At 33.6% G+C, this 22910-nt stretch carries 14 protein-coding genes, 1 tRNA gene and 1 other RNA gene; 13 read left to right on the top strand and 3 right to left on the bottom strand.

Annotated features, from left to right (window positions below; all coding sequences use genetic code 11):
* Positions 1-19 precede the first annotated feature (19 nt).
* The gene (locus tag BM024_RS13170; protein ID WP_090681329.1) at positions 20-1375 is read left to right on the top strand and encodes a KamA family radical SAM protein; all 1356 of its coding nucleotides are present in this window, start codon (positions 20-22) and stop codon (positions 1373-1375) included.
* Positions 1376-1538: 163 nt separating this feature from the next.
* Positions 1539-2606, top strand: a complete 1068-nt coding sequence (locus tag BM024_RS13165) for an endonuclease/exonuclease/phosphatase family protein (protein WP_090681326.1) — start codon at positions 1539-1541, stop codon at positions 2604-2606.
* Between the two features lie 105 nt (positions 2607-2711).
* Here the strand turns inward: BM024_RS13165 and BM024_RS13160 are convergent, their stop codons facing one another.
* On the bottom strand, positions 2712-3791 hold the full coding sequence (locus BM024_RS13160; RefSeq protein ID WP_090681324.1) for a glutaminyl-peptide cyclotransferase: 1080 nt from the start codon (positions 3789-3791) through the stop codon (positions 2712-2714).
* 88 nt (positions 3792-3879) lie between these two features.
* Here BM024_RS13160 and ffs point away from each other — a divergent pair.
* The 4 genes from ffs (at position 3880) to BM024_RS13140 (ending at position 13278) form a co-directional block, all read left to right on the top strand.
* Positions 3880-3977, top strand: an RNA gene (ffs, locus tag BM024_RS13155) — signal recognition particle sRNA small type.
* Between the two features lie 124 nt (positions 3978-4101).
* Positions 4102-9156, top strand: coding sequence for a translocation/assembly module TamB domain-containing protein (locus BM024_RS13150; protein ID WP_090681321.1), 5055 nt, complete (start codon positions 4102-4104; stop codon positions 9154-9156).
* A gap of 1 nt (position 9157) precedes the next feature.
* On the top strand, positions 9158-11452 hold the full coding sequence (gene tamL / locus BM024_RS13145; RefSeq protein WP_090681319.1) for a translocation and assembly module lipoprotein TamL: 2295 nt from the start codon (positions 9158-9160) through the stop codon (positions 11450-11452).
* Positions 11453-11886: 434 nt separating this feature from the next.
* Positions 11887-13278 carry a sigma-54-dependent transcriptional regulator gene (locus BM024_RS13140; RefSeq protein ID WP_090681316.1) on the top strand — a complete coding sequence of 464 codons (1392 nt, stop codon included), beginning with the start codon at positions 11887-11889 and terminating at the stop codon, positions 13276-13278.
* On the opposite strand, the gene BM024_RS13135 is transcribed toward BM024_RS13140, so the two are convergent.
* Positions 13275-15734, bottom strand: a complete 2460-nt coding sequence (locus tag BM024_RS13135; protein WP_090681312.1) for an ATP-binding protein — start codon at positions 15732-15734, stop codon at positions 13275-13277. The genes BM024_RS13140 and BM024_RS13135 overlap by 4 nt on opposite strands.
* 353 nt (positions 15735-16087) lie before the next feature.
* On the opposite strand from BM024_RS13135, the gene BM024_RS13130 reads away from it, so the two are divergent.
* Positions 16088-16942 carry an energy transducer TonB gene (locus BM024_RS13130; protein ID WP_090681309.1) on the top strand — a complete coding sequence of 285 codons (855 nt, stop codon included), beginning with the start codon at positions 16088-16090 and terminating at the stop codon, positions 16940-16942.
* 74 nt (positions 16943-17016) lie between these two features.
* Here the strand turns inward: BM024_RS13130 and BM024_RS13125 are convergent, their stop codons facing one another.
* A complete protein-coding gene (locus BM024_RS13125; protein ID WP_090681306.1) occupies positions 17017-18156 on the bottom strand; it encodes an acyl-CoA dehydrogenase family protein in 1140 nt (379 codons plus the stop codon).
* A gap of 99 nt (positions 18157-18255) precedes the next feature.
* Between BM024_RS13125 and BM024_RS13120 the strand changes: the two genes are divergently transcribed.
* The 6 genes from BM024_RS13120 to BM024_RS13095 all read left to right on the top strand — a co-directional run bounded on the left by BM024_RS13120 (position 18256) and on the right by BM024_RS13095 (position 22908).
* On the top strand, positions 18256-19317 hold the full coding sequence (locus BM024_RS13120; protein ID WP_090681303.1) for an anhydro-N-acetylmuramic acid kinase: 1062 nt from the start codon (positions 18256-18258) through the stop codon (positions 19315-19317).
* Between the two features lie 266 nt (positions 19318-19583).
* Positions 19584-20294 (top strand): MotA/TolQ/ExbB proton channel family protein, encoded by a 711-nt coding sequence (locus tag BM024_RS13115; RefSeq protein ID WP_090681301.1) that lies wholly within the window; start codon positions 19584-19586, stop codon positions 20292-20294.
* Positions 20294-20689, top strand: a complete 396-nt coding sequence (locus BM024_RS13110) for an ExbD/TolR family protein (RefSeq protein WP_090681299.1) — start codon at positions 20294-20296, stop codon at positions 20687-20689. The genes BM024_RS13115 and BM024_RS13110 overlap by 1 nt, the downstream gene beginning before the upstream one ends.
* Positions 20690-20691: 2 nt before the next feature.
* A complete protein-coding gene (locus tag BM024_RS13105) occupies positions 20692-21498 on the top strand; it encodes an energy transducer TonB (RefSeq protein WP_090681296.1) in 807 nt (268 codons plus the stop codon).
* Positions 21499-21519: 21 nt separating this feature from the next.
* Positions 21520-22737: a bifunctional folylpolyglutamate synthase/dihydrofolate synthase gene (locus tag BM024_RS13100; RefSeq protein ID WP_090681292.1), complete on the top strand. Its 1218-nt coding sequence runs from the start codon at positions 21520-21522 to the stop codon at positions 22735-22737.
* Positions 22738-22833: 96 nt separating this feature from the next.
* A tRNA-Val gene (locus BM024_RS13095) sits at positions 22834-22908 on the top strand.
* Positions 22909-22910: the final 2 nt, after the last annotated feature.

Raw genomic sequence — 22910 nt, 5'->3', positions numbered from 1 at the left:
TATATTAAAAATTACAATTATGAGTGATGAATTCGATTTTCAAAAGAAGTACAAGGCGTTTTCTTTAAATAATTTTAGAAAAATACCGCAAATTTCTAACCTTTCTGAACAAGAACAACATGAGATAGAGGTGGTTGGGAACGTATTGCCTTTTAAGGTGAATAATTATGTGATTGATGAATTGATTGATTGGGTAAATTATAAGACAGACCCCATTTTTCATCTTACTTTTCCAAAAAGAGAGATGCTCGAAGAAAAAGATTTCATTAAGATGGAATCGGTATTAGCAGAGACTAGCGATAAGGAGACTATTAAAAAACAAGCTGATGAAATTAGGTACTCTTTGAATCCACATCCTGCAGGGCAAATGGAAATGAATGTTCCAGAGATTGATGGAGTTAAATTAACAGGTGTTCAGCATAAGTATAGAGAAACGGTATTGTTTTTTCCTAGTTCAGGACAAACATGCCATAGTTATTGTACTTTTTGTTTTAGATGGGCTCAATTCGTGGGGCTTGATGAGTTGAAGTTTGCAGCTCGTGAAACAGAGTTATTGATGCGCTACTTACAAGAACATCAAGAGGTAACAGATATTCTTTTTACTGGAGGAGATCCGATGATTATGAGTTTTAAAGTTTTTAAACAGTATTTAGATCCTTTTTTAGATGGAAATCATAATACTAATGTTCAGACTATAAGAATTGGAACAAAATCACTTGGGTTTTGGCCTTATAAATTCATTAATGATAAAGACGCTGATGAATTTTTAGATTTGTTTAAAAGAGTGATAGATAGTGGTATTAATATTTCTATTATGGCTCATTTTAATCATTATATGGAATTGCGTACCCCAGCCGTGAAAGAAGCTGTGAAACGTTTATTAGCAGCAGGTGTTCAGATTCGAACTCAATCTCCATTAATTAAAGGAATAAATGATGATTCAGAAGTTTGGAGTACTATGTGGAGAGAGCAGGTTAATATGGGGATGATTCCTTATTATATGTTCGTAGAACGAGATACGGGAGCAAAGCATTATTTTGAAGTTCCTTTAGAAAAGACGTGGGAAATATTTCAAAAAGCATACACTTCGGTTAGTGGAGTTTGTAGAACAGTTCGTGGACCAAGTATGTCTTGTACTCCTGGAAAAGTACAAATACTTGGGGTGACAGAAATACCAATAAACGGCAAAATGGAAAAAGTGTTTTCCTTACAAATGATACAAGGTAGGAATCCAGATTGGGCATCACGGCCTTTCTTTGCAAAATATGACCCTGAAGCATATTGGATGCATGATTTAAAACCAGCATTTGGAGATTCTTTTTTCTTTGAAGAAGAAATGAATCTTATTAAAGAAGAAGCGGGTATGGAAGTTTAAAACTTTCATTCGTATTATTTAAAAAGAGGCTTTTATAGCCTCTTTTTTGCTTCTAGATTATTTTCTTTTGAAGGATTGAAGTACAGGTGTTTATGAGTAAAATATTTTTCTATATTAATAGGGCTTTTTTATATATTTGATAGAGTAATAAATAAGATTCTGTATGGTTTTAGCACTGCAACTGTTTTCAGCATTCTTAATTTTGGTGAGTTTATTGCCGTTCATCTCAAATCCCCATTGGATTTTTCGGGTAGCAGAGTTTTTAAAATTACAATTAATACCTCTTCAAATTGGTGTGTTGATAGTTAGTTCGTTTTACTTATCAGATAATCCTGAATTATGGTGTTTTCAAATTATTCAATTTGGGCTTCTAATATATCACATATATCTCTTAATAAGATTTACTAAGTTCTGGAGAGTAACCAAGTTTGATAAAACCGAGAAAGCCTCGGAAATTGTTAAAGTGATATCATGTAATATATACCAATTCAACAAGGAGTTTGATAAGTTTAATGATTTGATTCGCAGAGAACAACCAGATGTTTTTCTAACTATGGAAAGTGATAGTCATTGGGAAGGGGCAATGAGGGTACTCGAAAAGGATTATCCGGAACATGTGAAAGTTACTTTAGAAAACACATATGGGATGCATTTTTTTACGAAGTTAAAGGTGTATAAAAAGCAAGTACATTATTTTGTGTCTGATGATTTACCTAGTATTGAGGTTGAGCTAGAAACAAATGATGGGCATCGTTTTGTGTTTTTTGGTGTTCATCCTCCTCCTCCGAGTCCCACAGAAGAGGAAACGTCTAAAGAGCGTGATGGAGATTTACTTAGTGTAGCCAAAAGAATTAGGGACTATAAATTACCCGTTGTTGTTACTGGAGATTTTAATAATGTTGCTTGGGCAAAATCCTCTATTTTGTTTAAAAAAACTAGCAGGTTAATTGATGCTAGGATTGGAAGAGGAGTCTTATCTACGTTTCATACGAAGTATTGGTTTTTTAGGGTTCCTCTTGATTTGTTATTTCATAGTGCTGATGTGTTCATAGATATGCTTTCGACATATCCTAGTATTGGGTCAGATCACTTTCCAGTTGGATTTACTTTTTATATTGATAAACATTCTGAAGAGCAGGACGAAGAGGTTCAGAATTTAGATAAGGGAGAAATGCAGGAAGTGAATAAGCGTATAGAAGAAGGAAAAGAGGAAGAGAGTGATAATAGATAATTCGCAAAGATTTTAAAGTGATTTTAGATACTATTTAAGGTAGTTTATAACATAAAAGAGACCTCGTAATTGAGGTCTCTTTTATGTTGTGGAAAAAATTTGAATCTATTCTTCTGTAAATTCAATTTCAAACATTTTATCCCAGTTTTTTCCAGTTACAAAAAAAGTTTTGGTTCCTGGATTGTAGGCAATTCCATTGAAAACATCTAAGTCAGGATGTCTCGTTACTTTATTATATAAATCAGAAAAGTCAATTACAGCTTCAACAGCACCTGTTTTTGGATCGATTACAGCAATTGCGGCGCTGCCATAGAAATTGGCGTATATCTTACCGTTTACCCATTCGAGTTCGTTTACAGCCTGAACTTTTGTGTTTTGAGTGTAAATGTTGATGAAGTCAATTTCTTTTAAGGTTTTCGGGTCAACGATGTAGATTTTTTCTGTACCATCTGACATGTATAAGTTAGTGCCGTCATTGGTTAGTCCCCAACCCTCCATTTTTTTGAAATAGGGTAGAGTTTGCTCTTTTTGAAGCGTTTCTATATTATATACATAAGCTTCATTATTAAGATAAGTAAGCTGATAAATTTTATTGTTTAAAACAGTAAGACCTTCACCGAAGATGGATTCAGGTAATTCAGTTATTTGAATAACTTCTCCTGTTTTGTGATTTACTTTTCGAACGCTGGAAATTCCTTTTGTTCTAGTTCCTGCACCTTCACCATTCCCTGTGCTTTCGTACAAAAAGCCATTATGAAATTCCAATCCTTGAGTGTAAGCCTTAGGGTCGTGTGGATATGTATTTAAAATTTTATATTTTTTTACTTTAGGAGCATTTGCAGGAGCAAGTTCAATTTTAGATAAAACCTCTTCTGTTTGATTATTTTGAAAAACCATAGCCTGAATGTTGATTGGGCCGAATTTTTCATTGTTTAAACTATATTCAAGAGTTTTGTTTTCTAGAGAAGTTCCGATTTTTTTATCATTAAGATAATAAGCAACAGAATCTATTTCGGTGTTTTCGGTTGTTTTAATGTCAAGTTTTAATACATCATTTGAATGATAAAGTTGCTTTAGATGACTTGTGTTGATAGAAAAATTATTTTTTTCAACTTTTTTTCCGTCTTTACAAGATACTATTACCACGCTTAAAGCAAACATTATTAATAGATTGTGTTTTTTCATAGTGTGCATTTATTTTTAAACAATATACAAATGTAATTTATAAGATTCAAATCACTTGCTAAGATATAAAAAGATTGTATATTTGCACTGGCAAGTCCTACACGACCAGCTCCTGCAGACTCCTCCAGGGTGGGAACACAGCAAAGGTATGTGGTTGTAGCGGTGCGATGTAGGTCGCTTGCCATTTTTTCTTAATCTCCATTCAGGAGATTTTTTTTTTATCCTAACTTTTCGATTTACCGTATAATAAAAGAATGAATCCCTTAATTTTAAAGTGATTTTTGCTATTTTTGAATAAAAAGATGCTAACTTGAAGAATACTCTCATAAAAATCGTAAAAGTTACTGCTTGGATTTTAGCTATCCTACTTTTTCTATTGCTCTCAATTATTGTAGCTATACAAATTCCATCTGTTCAAAATATAATTAAAGATAAGGCTCTTGTATTTGTAGAGTCTAAAATAGGAACTCCTATTTCATTAGAACGCATTGAAATTTCTTTTCCCAAAAAGATTATAGTAAAGGGGCTGTATTTAGAGTCTCAGCAAGGAGATACGTTGCTTTATACTGAGTATCTCGGTGTAGATATAAGCATGTTGAAATTGTTAGGTAATACTGTTGAGGTTAATACAATAGAACTTGACGGTTTTAAAGCAAACGTAAAAAGAGATGTTGATAGCAAGTTTAACTTTGATTATATAATAGAGGCATTTGCATCGGAAGACCCAAAAGAAGAAGACAGTACTACTTGGAATATCGCCTTAGGTACGATAGAATTGAAACGAATGGATCTTTCTTTTTTAGATGATTATGATGGACATAATTTGTTTTTAAAGTTAAATTCGTTCAAAACAAGAATTAAAACTTTTGATTTGGAGAAAACTAGTTTTTCAATTCCAAAGATTGAAGTGAATGGATTAATTGTTGATTATAATAGAAAGAAAACGGAAGAAAGGGTAGAGGGAATTAATGAAGATGAAAGTTTAGAGAAAGATTCTTCCATGCCTATTATACAGTTAGGGACTATACTTCTCTCTGATTTTGATGTAAAATATAAAGATGAGGTTTCTCATCTACTGGCTGATTTGAAATTAGGAAATCTTGATGTCTCTATAGATAAAATAGATTTAGAAAATCAAGAGGTTATGATTGATGGAATTTCATTGAATAATACTAAAGTTCTTGCTACACTCCTTAGACGACCACTTGTTGAATTACCTATTAATATTGATGACTCCTTAGCCGTTGATAATAATGTTGATTGGAAAATTGGGTTAAAGAAATTAGACTTGAAAGGTTTGGCGGTTAAGTTTGATAATGAAAATCTTGTTAGGACTGCGAAGGGAATTGATTTTAATCATTTGGACTTTTCTAATATTGAGGTTGAGTTAAATGATTTTCAATTCGACCCTAATTTTATTTCAGGGAACCTTAAGCATTTGGCTGTAGCAGAGCAGAGTGGCTTGATGGTAGACGAGCTAAAAGGTTATTTTCTTTATGGAGAGCAACAGGCATTCTTAAAAGATTTTTATTTAGGTACCCCAAATACAAAAATTCAAACGCAAGCTGTATTCAATTATTTGAATCAAGAACAACTTACTAAAGATTTGGGTAGTGTATCCATGAGTGTTTCTTTAAATGATTCTCATATAGGAGTACAAGATATATTGATGATAATGCCTGATTTAATCAAGCAACCTGCGATACGAAATTTTCGAAATTCGACTATTAATGCAACTTTGGAAGTAGAGGGATTAGTTCGTGATTTTATTATAAAACAAGCGGTTGTTTCTGGCTTAGGTACAACAAGGGCAAATGTAAATGGAAGTATAAAAGGAATGCCAGATTTTAAAAAGGCTTACTTTGATTTAGATATTGTGGAGTTGAGAAGTAGTTCTAAGGATTTAAATGCTTTAGTACCACCTGGTATAATTCCAAATACTATTGCAATTCCAAAAACTGCCCAGTTGAAAGGAACATTTAAAGGTGGTCTTGATAGCTTTCAAACAAACTTAAAGCTTCACTCTAGTTCTGGAAGTGTATCACTAGTAGCGCATTTAGATCAACGTTTTAAAAACAAGGAGAAGTATAGGATCGATGGAGTGGTTCAAGGTTTAGACTTGGGCTATATATTGAAAAATGATTCTTTAGGGCCAGTGAGCTTAAATCTTAATATTGTTGGTCAAAGTTTTGAACCAGAACAAATTGATGCAACAATAGCAGCTCATTTGTTATCAGCGAGCTTTAATAGCTACGAGTATAAGGATTTGATGGTAAATGCTACAGTTAATAAGGGTATTTATGATGCTTCTATTTTTATGAAGGATCCTAATGTTCTTATGGATATAAAGGCTTCAGGAAAATTAGAAAAAGAAAAGATTAGTCTAAAAATGGACGCTGATTTCCAAAAGATAGATTTATATGGTCTGCGAATACAAGATAAACCATTTGCTTTTTTAGGTAAAGTCAAAACCGATTTAAACAATATATATCCCGATGAATTAGATGGTGAAGTTCAAATTGTTGATTTTGCTTTTGCAGATGGTAGTCAGGTGTATGCATTAGATACTATTTCGTTACGAGCTGTTTCTAAACCTAATTTAAAACAATTGATTTTAAATTCTCAATTGGTAGACGTTATAGTTGAAGGAGATTATAAGTTGACTACTCTTCCGGAAGAACTAACAAAATCAATATCTAAATATTTTAGTTTGTCTTCTACAAACGAAGAGGTAGTGGAGAAAAAAGCAACTGTTAAGCAAAATAAAGAAGATGCAAAAGAACAAGTGAACCAAGAAGTATCTTTTGTAATTATTGTAAAGGAGAATCCAATTGTAAATAAAATGGTTCCTGATTTAAAAGAATTGAAACCTTTTTATTTAGATGGAGTATATAAATCTGCAACAGACTATTTTCAAATTCACGGTGAGTTAGCCTCGGTAATATATGGTGGAAATACATTGAGAAATATTGTTTTTGACTTAGAGCCTAATGGTAATCGATTGGATTACTTTTTGGATGTTGCTCGATTTGAAAATGAAAATTTAGCAATTGATAAAATGGCCTTGTTAGGAACTATTGGCGATGATTTGTTGACCTATGATTTAGAATTGAAGGATACAGATGATAAAGTTAGATATGAAATTTCAGGTAGTTTGGAAAGTTTCGACGACTTTATGGAAGTTAAGCTAGATCCTAAGGGATTTATGTTGAATTATGATGTTTGGACGGTTAATCCGGAGAATGTTATTCAATTTGGAAAGGAAGGGATTCGCGCTAACGCATTTGAGTTAAACCAAAATAATAGTTTAATTGCTATTCAATCACAAGAGGATAGATTTGACGCTCCTTTAAAGGTGAATTTTAGAGATTTTGACATTGAGACCATTACTCAAATGGTTAAACAAGATTCTGTCTTGGTTAGTGGTATGATAGATGGCGAGGTGTTGTTGAAAAATTTAAATACAGAAATGTATTTTGAATCGGATTTACTCGTGAAAAACTTAAAGGTTTTAAATACAGCTTTAGGTGATTTAAGTGCGAAAGTAAATAATGAAACAACGAATAGTTTACAAGCAGATATACAGTTGCTAGGTAATGATAACAAGCTTGGAATACACGGTAAGATTGCCTTGGATGAAAAAACAATGGATTTAAATTTAGTTGTAGATCGTTTATCTATGAAAACTTTAGAGTCATTTACAATGGGGAATTTGAAGGATTCGGGAGGTTATTTATCGGGTAATATCGCGTTAGGAGGTGGATTTACGGCCCCTACTGTAGATGGTAAACTCTTGTTTAATGATGTAGGTTTTAAGGTAAAAGCCTTAAATGCTGCTTTTGTAGACATAAATGAAACTATTGATTTTACTAATAGAGGAATAGAGTTCTCTAACTTTAGTATTGCTGATATCGATAAAAATGTATTAGTTATTGATGGACAAATATTAACAAAAACCTATTCGGATTATAGTTTTAATTTAGACATTAAATCTGAAGATTTTAAAGCTATTAATTCTGGAGAGAAAGATAATGATTTGTATTATGGAGATTTGCTACTAGATACAAACATCAAAATCAGAGGTAATTTGAATAAGCCTGTAGTTAGTGGAGTTATAGGGATTGATAAAGGAACAGATTTTACTTTTGTTATGCCACAAGAAGATCCATCTATTGCGGACAGAGAGGGCATTGTGGAGTTTATTAATCAAAAAGATTTAAGACTAGAGGAAACTCTTAAAATACAGAATGAATTTAATGAGACTGAAGTTAAAGGGTTGGATGTTTCAATTGCGATTCAAATAGATAAGGATGCACAGTTCACTATAGTAATTGATAAGGCTAACGGAGATAAGATTACTATTAAAGGAGAAGGGGATTTAATGGGGGGAATTGATCCGTCAGGTAAAACCACTTTAACTGGTAGGTACGAGTTTGAAGAAGGAGCTTATTCTATGTCGTTTAATTTCTTGAAACGAAAGTTTGATGTTCAGAAAGGGAGTTCGATTATTTGGACTGGGGAGCCAACTGCCGCTACTTTGGATTTAACCGCTGTATATGAGGTAAATGCAGCGCCAATTGATCTCCTTCAAAATCAATTGGCTGATCTATCACCTATGCAAAGTAATATGTATAAGCAAAAAATACCTTTTAAAACTTTGCTTATGATGAAAGGGGAGCTGATGAAGCCAGAAATTACATTTGATATTCAAATGCCAGATGGAAATGTTGGAGTCTCTGGAGACGTGGTCTCTAACACTAAAACCAAGTTAGAGCAAATCAGGCAACAAGAATCAGAGTTGAATAAACAAGTATTCGCTTTATTGTTGTTAAATCGCTTTGTTGGTGAAAATCCTTTTGAAAGTATGGCGGGAGGGATGTCTGCGGAATCTATAGCGAGACAAAGTGTGAGTAAGATTTTATCTGATCAATTAAATAATTTAGCAGGTAATTTGATCGCAGGTATTGAATTAGATTTTAATCTTGATTCAAAAGAGGATTATTCAACTGGAGAGAAGGAAAATAGAACTGATTTAAATATAGGAGTTTCAAAAAGGTTGTTAAACGATCGTTTGAAAGTTACTATTGGCAGTAGTTTTGGAATTGAGGGTTCAGAAAGAGAGAATGAACAATCCACGAATATTGCTGGTGATATATCAGCAGAGTATATGCTTTCTAAAGATGGTAGATATATGTTACGTGCATACAGGAAAGATGAATATCAGGTAGCGCTTCAAGGGCAAGTTGTTGAAACGGGTGTTGGATTTGTGATAACGATGAGTTACGAAAAATTTAAAGAAATTTTTGAGAGAAGGAAAGAAAAAAGAGAATTGAAAGAGATGATTAAGGAAGAAAAAAAGAATTAATATGAAAGAATGTATTTTAAAAAGTTTCATTTTCTTAATCATCTTAGTGATGTGTTCTTGTGGTAATACCAAATACTTGGCATCAGGAGAGCATCTATATATAGGTGGTGAAGTAGAGATTAAAGATGATTCTCTTTCGAGTTCTTATAAAAAAGATATGAAAGCAGAATTAGAAGACTTATTACGTCCGTACCCTAATAAAACGATTTTAGGTATGAGGATGAAATTGTTCTTTTATAATTTAGCTGGTGACCCCAAAAAAGAATCAGGTATTCGGAATTGGATTAGAACTAAAATGGGAGAACCGCCTGTTTTAGTGAGCCAATTAAATTTGGAGAGCAATGAAAGTATACTGAAAAATCGCACTGAAAATAAAGGATTTTTTAATAGCCTTGTCGAATCAGACACCTTAGTGAAGGATAAAAAGGTAAAGGCAGTTTATAGTTTATATCCCAAAGAGCAATACAAAATAAAAGATGTAAGTTTTGTAAATGATTCAACCCCTTTACATGCAGAAATAGACAAGATTTTTAAGAGAACTAGGTTAAGAAAAGGTAGGGCTTATGATTTGGATGTTATAAAAGAAGAGAGGAATCGCATAGATAGTCGGTTAAAAGAAAAGGGATATTATTTTTTTAGTCCTAATCATATTTTAGTTCAAGTTGATAGTACCGTTGGAACTCATGAGGTAGACTTAATCGTTCGATTAAAGCAGGACGTTCCACAAGAGGCTAAAGCATCTTATACAGTCGATAATATAGTTGTTTTTGCGGACTATTCTTTAAGTGACGATGTTGATTTTCAGTCTTTAAATGATGCATATTCCTATAATGATTTTTTAATAGTAGATCCTACGAAGAGATTTCGACCTCAAATATATGATCGTGCATTATATTTTAAAAAGGGTGAAGTTTATAATCGTTCTGACCATAATCTTTCTTTAAATAGGTTGGTGAATTTAGGAGTGTTTAAGTTTGTGAAGAATCAATTTGTAATTTCTGATTCTGTAAATCACAAGCTTGATAGTTATTATTATTTAACCCCCGACAAGCCTAAATCTGTTCGATTAGAGCTCTTGGGTAAAACCAATTCGGCTAGTTATACTGGTTCGGAATTAAATGTTAATTGGAGCAATAAGAATTTTTTAAAAGGGGCAGAGTTGTTTCAAGTGTCTGCATATGGAGGTATGGATTTTCAAATGTCTTCGAAGAATAAAGGATTTAATGTTTTTAAATACGGTACGGAAGTAAGTTTGACATGGCCTAGAATTGTAGCGCCTTTTAAATTCCATTCATCGAGTTCTTACGTTCCAAAAACTCGTATTAGTTTAGGGTATGAGTATCTAAGGAGAACTAAGCTCTATACATTGCATTCTTTCAAAGGAGCTTTTGGGTATAATTGGAAAGAGAATGTTAGGAAAGAACACGAGTTGAATGTGTTTGAGATAAATTATGTAAGTCCAGAAAATGTAACCGATTTATATATAGAACAAGCAACGGGAAATCCATCTATGGAAAAGATATTGGATAAACAATTAATCTTTGGACCTACATACACCTATACGTATACTAACACGATGAATGTGTTTAAGAAGCGAACTATTTATTATAAAGGGTCTTTGGATTTGTCAGCTAATATTACGGGATTGATTATGGGGGCCAATGCTGATAAAGGGGAGGTTCATCAAATTTTAGGAGTTGATTATAGTCAATATGCAAAGACGGAACACGATTTTAGATATTATAGGAAATTGAGTAGAACTTCGCAGATTATTGGTAGAATACACGCTGGTATTGGATTACCATATGGGAATTCACAACAACTACCTTATATAAAACAGTTTGTTGTAGGAGGGACTAATAGTGTTCGTGCTTTTAGAGCCAGAGCTTTAGGGCCGGGAAGTTTTGATCCTACTGCATCTAACAGTCGATTTGTTCCAGATCAGGCAGGGGATATTTTGATAGAAATGAATGTAGAGTATAGAAAGAAACTTGCTGGGATTGTTCACGGAGCTTTGTTTATGGATGCAGGAAACATATGGTTACTGGATGAGACTAGTGATAGACCAGGTGGGACTTTTTCCAAGGACTTCTATAAGGAGCTCGCTGTTGGAGTAGGTGCAGGTCTTCGATTTGATATAACTTTTTTAGTTGTGCGATTTGACTTAGCCTTTCCTATTCGTGTTCCATATTTTCCAGAGGGTGATAGATGGACTTTGGATAAAATAAGTTTGGGAAGTAAGGAATGGCGCAAGGACAATTTGATGTTTAACTTAGCGATTGGGTATCCTTTCTGAGTTTAGTTGTGGAAATAGTCTACAAATGTGGAAAATGTCTCAATAAGTGTTTTAGTGTGGAGTGTTTTTAATTGGTTGATTTTTAGAGTTTAATGTGATATTATAGCTCTTTTTATGTTTTGGTATAGTTTTCGTAATTTATCTAAATGTAAAAGTGTTATGAATACAAAAGATTAGCTAATCTTCTTTTTAAAAGAAAACATTTTAAGTACATAGAAATAAATTAGAATATATAAAATATATGTCTTTGTGCTACTTAGTAGATAAATAGTAGAAAGATAATGAAGATCGTTAGTAAGGTGAAGAAGAGAAATCTTCAGGTAGACAGGGAGCTTAGGCTCCCTTTTACTGTTTATTTCTATTTATTAATTACAAGTTGGTATCTATCTTTTAAAAGATTAAATTTGTAACAATACGAATCTAATTCAAAATTTATGAATCACAAAATTCTAGTTATTGACGATGATGTTTCATTTTGCGTAATGTTGAAAACATTTTTAGAAAAGAAGGGATATCACGTTACTAATGCTTTTAATTTTCAAGACGCACAACAAGCAGTAGATAAGGAGAATTTTGATGTAGTTTTAACGGATGTTCGCTTACCTGATAGTGATGGTATTGAATTGTTAAAATACATAAAAAACAAATCTGCACAGACTCAGGTTATCTTGATGACTGGTTACACAGAAATTAAAACGGCAGTTAATGCCATGAAGTTAGGAGCATTTGATTATGTAGGGAAACCTATAAATCCTGATGAGATTGTTTATACGATTCAGCAGGCTCTTAATAGGAAAAATACTTCAACAGTTTCTGCGGTAGTAACTAGTCCGAAAAATCTTACAAATGATAATGAAGGAGATTCCGATTTTGTAAAAGGAAAAAGTTCAACTTCTGTTCAATTACATGAGTATATTGAATTGGTAGCACCTACTAATATGTCTGTGTTGATTATAGGAGACAGCGGTACAGGAAAAGAGAATATAGCGCATTCTATACATTTAAAAAGCAAGAGGCATAACAAGCCTTATATTGCAGTAGATTGTGGAGCAATTCCTAAGGATTTAGCCTCAAGCGAGTTTTTCGGACATGTTAAAGGATCTTTTACTGGAGCGATTGGTGATAAAGTTGGACATTTTGAGGCGGCTAACGGAGGAACTATTTTTTTAGATGAGGTAGGAAACCTTTCCTATGAAGTACAAGTTCAATTATTGCGCGCTTTGCAGGAGCGAAAAGTAAAACCGGTTGGTAGTAATAATGAAATTCAAGTAGATATTCGTGTGATTGCGGCAACCAATGAAGATTTATTAAAAGCTGTTCGTGAAGGTGAGTTTAGAGAGGATTTATTTCACCGTTTAAATGAATTTGGGATTGTTGCACCACGTTTGGCAGAAAGAGGATCTGATATTATGATATTTGCAGAGCATTTTCTTAAAGAGTCAAATAGAGATTTAGATAGAAATGTGTTGCGTTTTTCGGAAGATGTAGAAAAGTTATTTCTGAAATACGATTGGCCAGGTAATCTTCGTGAGATGAAGAATATAATTAAGAGAGCTGTTTTGTTGTCAAAGGGGGAGGTTCTTGTGAAGGATGTTCTTCCTCAAGAAATGTTTGCTGAGGTTAGTGCATTTTCAAGGGAATCAGAATCAGCATTAGTTCATAATGGGGATGAAGACCTTAAATTGTATTCTTCTAAGAATGAAGAGTACGCAATTCGAACGGCCTTGGAAAAGGTAAAGTTCAATAAAACTAAAGCCGCTCAAGTTTTAGGAATTGACAGAAAAACACTTTATAATAAAATGAAACTATATAATATCGAGCTTTAAGAAAGCTCGATATTTTTTATTGTTGAAATTACACATGTCGCTAGATTTTCAATCTTGTGAACATATTCAATAGCCTCATTTGCATTGTGAAAAGTAATACTATGGTCTTCCAGATGTTCTAAAAGAGGAACTATTTCTGCAATTTCTAGTTGTTTAAACATTGGTATCATTTTATGTGCAATATTGCCTAAAGATTCGATATCTAAATCTTCAGCCGCATATTTTAAATCCAATATGTTTTCTTGAGTACTTTCTATGAATATAACTAAAATGTTATTCATGGCATCCGTACTTGTTCCGATGAATTCCCTTATTTTGTCCAAGTTGTAAAGTTGATTGGAAGATGTTATTTTGATTTCAGTTTCAGTTTCAACTTCTAGATTAAGTAATTCCTCTTTCAAATTGGGAAATAGTATTGCTCCAATTTCTTTAATTAATTTAGGGAATTTTACGGGCTTAGGATGTGAGGAAGTAAACCCTAATTCTGTAAAGTCTTCTTGAGTAAGGTTTCTCTTTCCAGATAATGCTATAACAGGGATTTTTTTAGTTTCAAGTGTTTCTCTAATACTTTGAATTAATTCAAAACCATCCATTTTAGGCATCTGTATATCTGTTAATACTAAGTCGAAATTAGAAGCAGTTAGGATAGATATAGCATTAGTAGCATCGTTAATAAGGATGACCTCTTTAAACAAAGGAGTAAAAATTTCCTCCATCAGTTGCAATTGAAGTTTGTCATCATCAATAATCAATACCCTTTTTTCTTTTAACTTTTCTTCAACGATGGATTTGTCATTGTTTTTAACTGATGAAATAGTGTCGACTTGAGGAGCTGTTTTTTTTGGTAAAGTAATGGTGAAGATAGATCCCTTGTTTAGTTCACTGCTTGCAGAAATAGTTCCATTAAGTAATGTAATTATTCTCTTAGAAATATTCAAGCCTAAGCCGGTGCCTCCAAATTTCTTTTCAATACCATCATGTGCTTGTCTAAACTCTTGAAAGACATGTTCAATTTGGCTTTTTTCAATTCCAATACCGGAGTCAATTACCTGAATGATAATTTGGCGTTCGTTTGATTTAGCAATGAGTTCAACCCCACCTTCCTGTGTGAACTTAATTGCATTAGTGATGAGGTTTGTTAAGACTTGTTTAATTCGCTCTGGATCAGAAGTGAATTTGTCATTTAAACTTTCATCAATTGTCCATTTAAAGGTTATTTTTTTATTGTCAGCAATGGGTACTAGAGGAAAGCATGTATCGTTTATTAATGTTTTGAAGTTGAAAACTTCTTCACTTATACTGATTTTATTGTTTTCAAGTTTTGAAAAATCGACCAAGTCATTGACTAGTTTAACGATGTATTCAGAGGACGATTGAATGTTTTTAATGTACTTGTTTTGTTTATCGCTTAATTGAGTTTTGGAAAGTAATTCTGTAAAACCTAATACGCTGCCTAAAGGAGTTTGTATATCATGAGTTACAGTGGCTAATAACATAGTTTTACTTCTTAACAAATCTTCCTTTTCTCGATTTAGTTTCTCAAGTTTTATTCTGTATTGTTGTGTTTGGTTTAGGTCTTGTAAGATAATCCAACCTAAAATAATAACTGTGATAATCGCAGAACCACCAATCCATGCGATATTGTCAGTTGCATTTCCAATAATAGCTTTGGATTCGTTTATTTTTTGGTACGATGTATTTATGATGTTTTGCTCAACACTGTGAAGGATTGTTCTGAGTTGGTCTGTTAATATTTTATTTTCCAAGAGAAGACTTTGTTCCTTTTGGAGAAGTTCTCTTTGGAATTTGCTATCCTTCTTTTGAGCCTCTGCAAAAATTCTTTCCATTGCATTGACAAGTGAATCTGTTAGTTTTGGATAGTTAATAGTTGTTTTTACAGTGTCTGGTGCTTCAGCTCTAAGTGCTTGACCTAAACGAGATAATAATGATTTTCGTTGACTCTCTGTTACTTGTACAATTGGTTTGTGTTTTTTTTCAATTTCTTCTTTTGCACTGTAAATTTCTTTTAATGCAGAATCATAATTCTCATTTTGGTTTATGCTTTTTCTAAAACTGATGATTTCAGAAAAACTTTGTTTCTTTTTGTCTAAAAGTAATTGAACAGTATCGAGTTTTTGAGCGATATAAGGGTCTATTACATCTAATTTTATGTTTTCAATTTGACTATAGATACTATCAATTTGCGAATTATAAGATTTTATGTCTTTTTCTTTTCCTGTTAGGATAGCGCTTCTGCTAGAAGCTTCTGAAGAATAGAGACTAGTAATAGCGCTACTTACTAAAAACACTTTGTTGCTTTCTTCAATAACACTTTGTTCAGGGAGTGTTATACGTTTTACTTCTTTAAAAATATAGCCTCCAGAAAATAATGCAGCTGCAAACAATACTATATATACTACAGCTATTTTGAATTTTATTGACTTAGAGTTTTTCATGTTTTTCGAGTTCAATTCATTAACAAATATACATTTTTTAAAGAAGTTTTTAATTAGTGCTTACTGCGGTATTATGGAGTGTAATAAAATGTTTAAGCTTGGCAAAAAGTTGTTTTTGAGGGTGTTTTCATGTTGTTTTCTTTGTTTTTTAGTATTTTTTATAGAGATATGTTTTTTTGTAATTAAATTTTATTGTATGTTTATGATATAAGTGTTTCGGTATTGTTCTAGGGCTTCTTGTTTTTAGAATGTTTGATTTCTCTTCAATACTAATTTGAAGATTACTCCTGCTAAATAGGAGGAAGGTAAGGGCTGTTAATTAGATTTATTATTTACTTTAAAAATGTATAACTATGTCAAAATTGAATATTTTCAGAAAAGAGTGGTTGGATATCGTATTTGAAAACCGCAATAAAAATTATGGTGCTTATCAATTAAGATTGGAGAATCCTAGAACTACCATGATGTCATTCTTTATTGGAATTGGTTTATTTGGGGGGGTGATCGGATCTACAGTTTTGTTTAATAATGTGAAGACAGCGAGTGTAAGCGAGGCCGCTCCGACTGATTTTTCAAAAGTACTTGTTCTTGATAGAGTTCCAGTTGAAAAGAAGGAGAAGAAAGAAGAGGTTAGAGAGGTGGCTGAAAACTTAGTGAATGCAAAAACGATTGTTTTAAAGGAAAATACGGTGGCTTTTGTAAAGCCCAATGTGGTTGATGATAATGATGTTAAGAATGATATGCTTAATATGGAAGAGCTTTTGAAAAGTAATATTGGAAACAAAGCAGCTGAGGGTTCTGGTAAAGATGGGATTATTGATGTAGGGGAAGGTGTTGTTGGAAATAAAGTTGTAGATGGGCCAGATGAAGGAGCTGAAATTTTAGAATCAGGGAATGGTATAGTGATGAATGTTCAGGTGAAAGCTGCTCCAATCGGAGGAATGAATGCATTTAGTTCTATGTTTATTAGTAAGTTTAGAGCGCCAACAATGAATGCTTCTACATCTGAGGTTAGAGTTATTGTGAGTTTTGTTGTTGAAAAAGATGGTTCTCTTTCTGATATTAAAGTGTTGAGAGATCCAGGATTTGGAGTAGGAGCTGAGGCGGTAAGAGTTTTAAAGGGGATGCCTAAATGGGAACCAGCTAAACAAAATGGAGTAAAAGTAAGATCTCAATTTACATTGCCTATCTCAATTAAAGTAAATTAATTTTGAATCAAATAGAAAAAGGGGCTGTTTCACAATTTGAAACAGCCCCTTTTGTGTTATAAAAATCAGGATTCTTATTTAGCAATACCTCTAGAAATAACAATTTTTTGTATTTCTGAAGTACCTTCATATATCTGAGTGATTTTTGCATCACGCATCATACGTTCTACATGGTATTCTCTAACATATCCATTTCCACCGTGAATTTGAACAGCTTCAACAGCAACATCCATAGCAGTCTTTGAAGCGAATAGTTTAGCCATTGCACCAGAAATTGAGATGTCTTGACCATTGTCTTTTTCACTTGCAGCTTTCATACATAACAATCTTGCTGCTGAAATTTCAGTAGCCATATCAGCTAGTTTGAATGCGATTGCTTGGTGATTAATGATTTCAGTTCCGAAAGCTTTACGCTCTTTAGCGTATTTTAAAGACAATTCGTAAGCACCTTGAGCGATTCCTAATGCTTGAGAAGCAATACCAATGCGTCCTCCATTAAGAACATTCATAGCAAAAGCGAATCCGAATCCATCTTCTCCAATTCTGTTTTCTTTAGGAACTCTAACGTCAGTAAACATCAATGAGTGGGTATCAGAACCTCTAATTCCCATTTTTTGTTCTTTTGCTCCAACTTCAAAACCTTTCCATCCTCTTTCAACGATGAATGCGTTGATTCCCTTGTGTTTTTTATCAATATCAGTTTGTGCAATTACAATATAAGTAGAAGCAGTATTACCGTTAGTAATCCAGTTCTTAGTGCCATTTAAAAGGTAGTGGTCACCCATGTCAATGGCAGTAGTTTTTTGTGAGGTTGCATCAGAACCTGCTTCTGGCTCAGAAAGACAGAAAGCACCGATAACTTCACCAGAAGCCAATGGTTTTAAGTATTTTTCTTTTTGCTCTTCACTAGCATATTTCTCTAGTCCAGCACAAACCAAAGAGTTGTTTACTGACATAACAACTGCAGCAGATGCGTCAACTTTAGCAATTTCTTCCATAGCTAATACGTAAGAAACACTATCTAGTCCACTTCCTCCGTATTTAGGGTCTACCATCATTCCTAAAAAGCCTAACTCTCCTAGCTTTTTAACTTGCTCTGTTGGAAAGATTTGATTTTCATCTCTTTCAATAACACCTTCTTGTAGTTCAGTTTGAGCAAAGTCTCGAGCGGCTTGTTGAATCATCAACTGCTCTTCGGTTAATTTAAAATCCATTATCTTTAGTTTTATTTGCGTTATTTTTGCATATATTTTAGCGGTTTCAAATATATATCATATAATTGAATTTTTCAAAACAATACGTGTTTTTAGGATATGGGAAAAAAGGTTTATCATGTAATTGGTGTAATGTCGGGGACTTCTTTGGATGGAGTGGATGTTGCCTATGTTCGATTTGAATGTTTGGATGAGAAGTGGAGGTTTACTATTCTAGAAGCAATTACTTATCCATATTCTGAATATTGGTATACTGAATTGTCTCATGCAATTCATTTATGTCAAGAGGAGTTGAAGGTGCTAGATGTTGCTTATACAAACTATCTGGGAGAACTTTGTGCGAAATTTATAGAGCATTATAAGATAGTGGAATTAGATGCAGTTTGTTCACACGGACATACTATTTTTCATAAACCTGATTTAGGATATACTTTTCAATTGGGAAATCTAAGTGGTTTTTCTAACTGGGTAGATGTTAAGGTTGTGTGTGATTTTAGAGTTCAAGATGTCGCTTTAGGTGGACAAGGAGCTCCTTTAGTACCTATTGGTGACCGTTTGCTTTTTTCGGAATATGATGCCTGTTTGAACTTAGGAGGATTTGCTAATGTCTCTTATGATGAAAAAGAAGGGGGGAGAATTGCATTTGATATAGTCGCAGTAAATACGGTTATGAATGAAGCTGTCAAGATACTTGACATGGATTTTGATATGAATGGCTCACTTGCTAAGCAGGGAGTCTTAAATCAAAAGTTGTTAGAAGAATTAAATTCGTTGGATTTTTATGGGCAATTACCTCCAAAATCTTTAGGAATTGAATTTGTGAATGAGACATTGGTTCCTATTATAAATAAGTATGATTTGAAAACAGAGGATTTGCTTCGTACTTTTGTAGAGCATGTCGCTATTCAGATTGATAAAGGTATTCCAAAAGAGATAAAACGTGTTTTGGCAACAGGAGGTGGAGTGTATAATAAATTTTTGATAGAGCGAATTAGAGTAAACTCATCAGTTGAATTTTATGTACCGGAAGCTACCATTATTGAATTTAAAGAAGCACTTATCTTTGGTTTTTTGGGGGTGTTAAGATTAGAGGGACAGATAAACGTATTAAGCAGTGTAACAGGAGCTTCAAGAGACCACAGTTCGGGCATTGTCTATTGATATAGTTTCCTCATTTTGAGAATTTCAATAGGAGAGTTAATTTTAGTGAGGAATTGAAATAATATGTAGAAAAACCTACTATCTTTGATTTTCAATTACGCCTTTAAAATCTTTATAGTAGGCTCTTAAGAGGGGTTTATAAGGAGAAAAAACTGGAGTTGTATAACAATAGTTTAATGATTGCTTTAAAGGTGGTACAAAAGTTGTTAAAGAATATTTATAAAATTTAAAGAACGTTTTAAAGTAATTAAACAAATTAAACATTTATGATTCCATTTCTTCAAGTAGATACCACGGCTGTGGCTACGAATGCATTACAACAAGCTGAACAAGTAGTGTCAAAAGAGTATTCATTAAGTGAAATAATTTTCAGTGGAGGACCGATAGGTCAAATCATTATGGGGGTGATTTTCGTAATGTTGTTCATGACTATGTATATATACATAGAGCGTTTACTTGCTATTCGTCAAGTTTCTAAAATAGATGAAAACTTTATGACTCAGATTAAAATGTTTTTATCTCAAGGAAAGGTAGATCAAGCAAAAACTCTTTGTGCTACTGCTAATACTCCTGTAGCTCGTTTAATAGGGAAGGGAATTTCTAGAATAGGAAAACCTTTACAAGACATTAATCTTGCGATTGAAAATTCAGGTAAGCTTGAAATATATAAAATGGAGAAGAACATTAGTTTGTTAGCAACTTTATCTGGAGCGGGACCTATGACTGGGTTTTTAGGAACTGTAGTTGGGATGGTTATGGCATTTCACGAAATGGCTGAGAGTACAACAAACAGAATCGATATGAGTGTTTTGGCGGAAGGAATATATACGGCTATGATGACAACTATTTTTGGTTTGATAGTGGGAATTATTGCTTATGTGGGATATAATCACTTGGTGAGTAAAATTGATAAAATCATTCATCAATTAGAAGCGAATGCTATTGACTTTTTAGACTTGTTAAACGAGCCAGCATAATGAATATTAGAGGAAGAAATAAAATATCGGCAGAGTTCAATATGTCTTCTATGACAGACATCGTATTCTTATTGCTTATCTTTTTTATGGTAGCTATAACGACGATGACTACTACGAATGCGTTAGATTTAGTTTTGCCAACTTCAGAGGGAAAGACAGATGAAATAGAAACGGTTTCTGTAAGTATAGACGAGCAATCTATGTATTATATAGATAAGGATAAATTTGAATCAGAGAATCTAGAAGAAGGGTTGAAGGCTAAATTGATAAATCAAGAAGAACCTAATCTAGTGTTGCACGTAGCTAAAGGAGTTCCTATAGAGGATGCTGTCTTGGTTATGGATATTGCATATAGAAATAATTATAAAATAGTATTGGCAGTAGAGCCAAAATAAGTATGAAGTTTTTAGAAACTGAAAACGAAAGGAAATCATTTACAATTACAGGTCTTGTTTTTGTGCTGTTATTTCTTGTGTTTTTTCTTTACAAGTTCACATCAATTATCGTTGAACCACCTATAATGGGAGGTGAGATTGCTATTAATTTTGGGACTACAGAAAAAGGAAAGGGTCTTGTACAGCCGACAAAACCTATTGAGTCTGCTCCTCAGCCCGAGACAGCACCTAAACCCGTTCAAGCAGAAGAGAAAATTGTAACTCAAAAAACGACTGTAGCTCCATTAGTAAAAACCTCAGAGAAACCTAAGGCTAAGAAAGAAGAGGTAAGACCAGTTAAAGTTGAGCCAAAACCTACACCTAGTAAATCTACGAATGATGCACTTTCCAGTATTATTAATGGACCAAGTAGTAAAGGCAGTAATGGAGGACAAGGAGATTCTCAGCAGGCGGGAGATGCTGGTAAAATTACCGGTGATATGTATGCTAATAGTACTTTTGGAAGTGGAAAAGGGCAAGGACAGGGTGCGGGAGAAGGAGCTAGTTGGGGATTAAATGGAAGATCATTAGCTAGTCGAGGTCAGGTTGTGCCAGATTGTAACGAACAAGGAACTGTAGTCTTACAAATTCGAGTAGATAGAAGTGGGCGAGTTATTGCGGCCAATCACACAAAAGGAACTACAAATTCAGCTAAGTGCTTGACAGATGCGGCTTTGGCTACAGCGAAGACATTTAGATGGAAGCCAGATAATAATGCACCTGAAGTACAAATTGGATTTATAGTAATCAATTTTAAAGTAGGAAACTAAAATTACCAAATTAACTAAAATATGACTTATCAAGAAACTTTGGATTGGATGTTTGTTCAGTTACCGATGTATCAAAATTTAGGAAGTGTTGCTTATAAAGCAGATTTATCTAATGCTTTGCTATTGGCGGATCATTTGGGGAATCCTGAGAGAAAATTGAAAACAATTCATATAGCAGGTACTAATGGTAAAGGTTCTACATCATCGTTAATTGCGTCTGTTTTGCAAGAAGCAGGTTATAAAGTAGGATTGTATACTTCTCCTCATCTAAAGGACTTCAGAGAGCGTATAAAGATAAACGGAGAGGTTATATCGGAAGATTATGTATGTTCGTTTATAGCCGAAAATAAAGAATTTTTCGAAAATCATCAATTGAGTTTTTTCGAAATGACAGTTGGAATGGCTTTGGAATACTTTAATAAAGAAGAGGTAGATGTTGCTGTGATAGAAGTGGGGATGGGAGGACGTTTAGATGCGACAAATATTATCACTCCTTTGTTGTCTGTTATTACAAATATAGGAAAAGATCATACTGCCTTTTTAGGGACAAGTTTGGCTGAAATTGCTGGGGAAAAAGCCGGGATTATTAAGAGTGGAGTTCCTGTTATTATTGGTGAATATACAACTGAAACTAGGGAGGTATTTGTTGGGAAAGCAAGTCGCGAACAAGCTCCTATTTACTTTGCTTCTGATACTTTTTCAGATCAAGACTTGATTTCTGATTTAAAAGGAGATTATCAGGAGAAGAATATAAGAACAGCAAGACAAGCGATTGCTTTACTGCGTGAACATTTTTCAATTACGGAACAGCAAGAAGAAGAAGGATTGTTACATGTTGTTCAAAACACGGGATTGGCAGGGCGTTGGCAAATATTACAACAGACCCCTAAGGTTATAGCGGATACAGCTCATAATCCACATGGGTTATCTATCGTCATGGCTCAATTAGCTAGAGAACGTTATAAGAAGCTTTATATGGTATTAGGGTTTGTAAAAGACAAAGATTTGGATGAAATACTCCCTTTGCTTCCAAAAGACGCAAAATATTTATTTGCTAAACCAGAAGTTGCACGAGGTTTGGATGCTGATGAATTGCGTGATGCTGCAGCTTTATATGGGTTGGAAGGAGATGCTTGTGGTTCAGTTACAGAAGCTTATGCGAAGGCTCTTCAAGAAGCTTCGGCTTTAGATGTGATCTATGTTGGGGGTAGTACATTTGTAGTTTCAGAAATTTTATAAAAATAAATTCAAAAAAGCTTGTGGAGTCCAAAAAGCATTGTATTTTTGCACCCGTAATCAATACAAGATTACATGTTCATATAAAGAAATTAAAAAGGGCGATTAGCTCAGTTGGTTCAGAGCATCTCGTTTACACCGAGAGGGTCGGGGGTTCGAATCCCTCATCGCCCACA

Origin of the sequence: Myroides guanonis, assembly GCF_900114085.1 — a bacterium.
GTDB lineage: Bacteria > Bacteroidota > Bacteroidia > Flavobacteriales > Flavobacteriaceae > Flavobacterium > Flavobacterium guanonis.
Note: the sequence above shows the minus strand (reverse complement) of the source record. Positions and strands in the feature narration are given on the sequence as shown.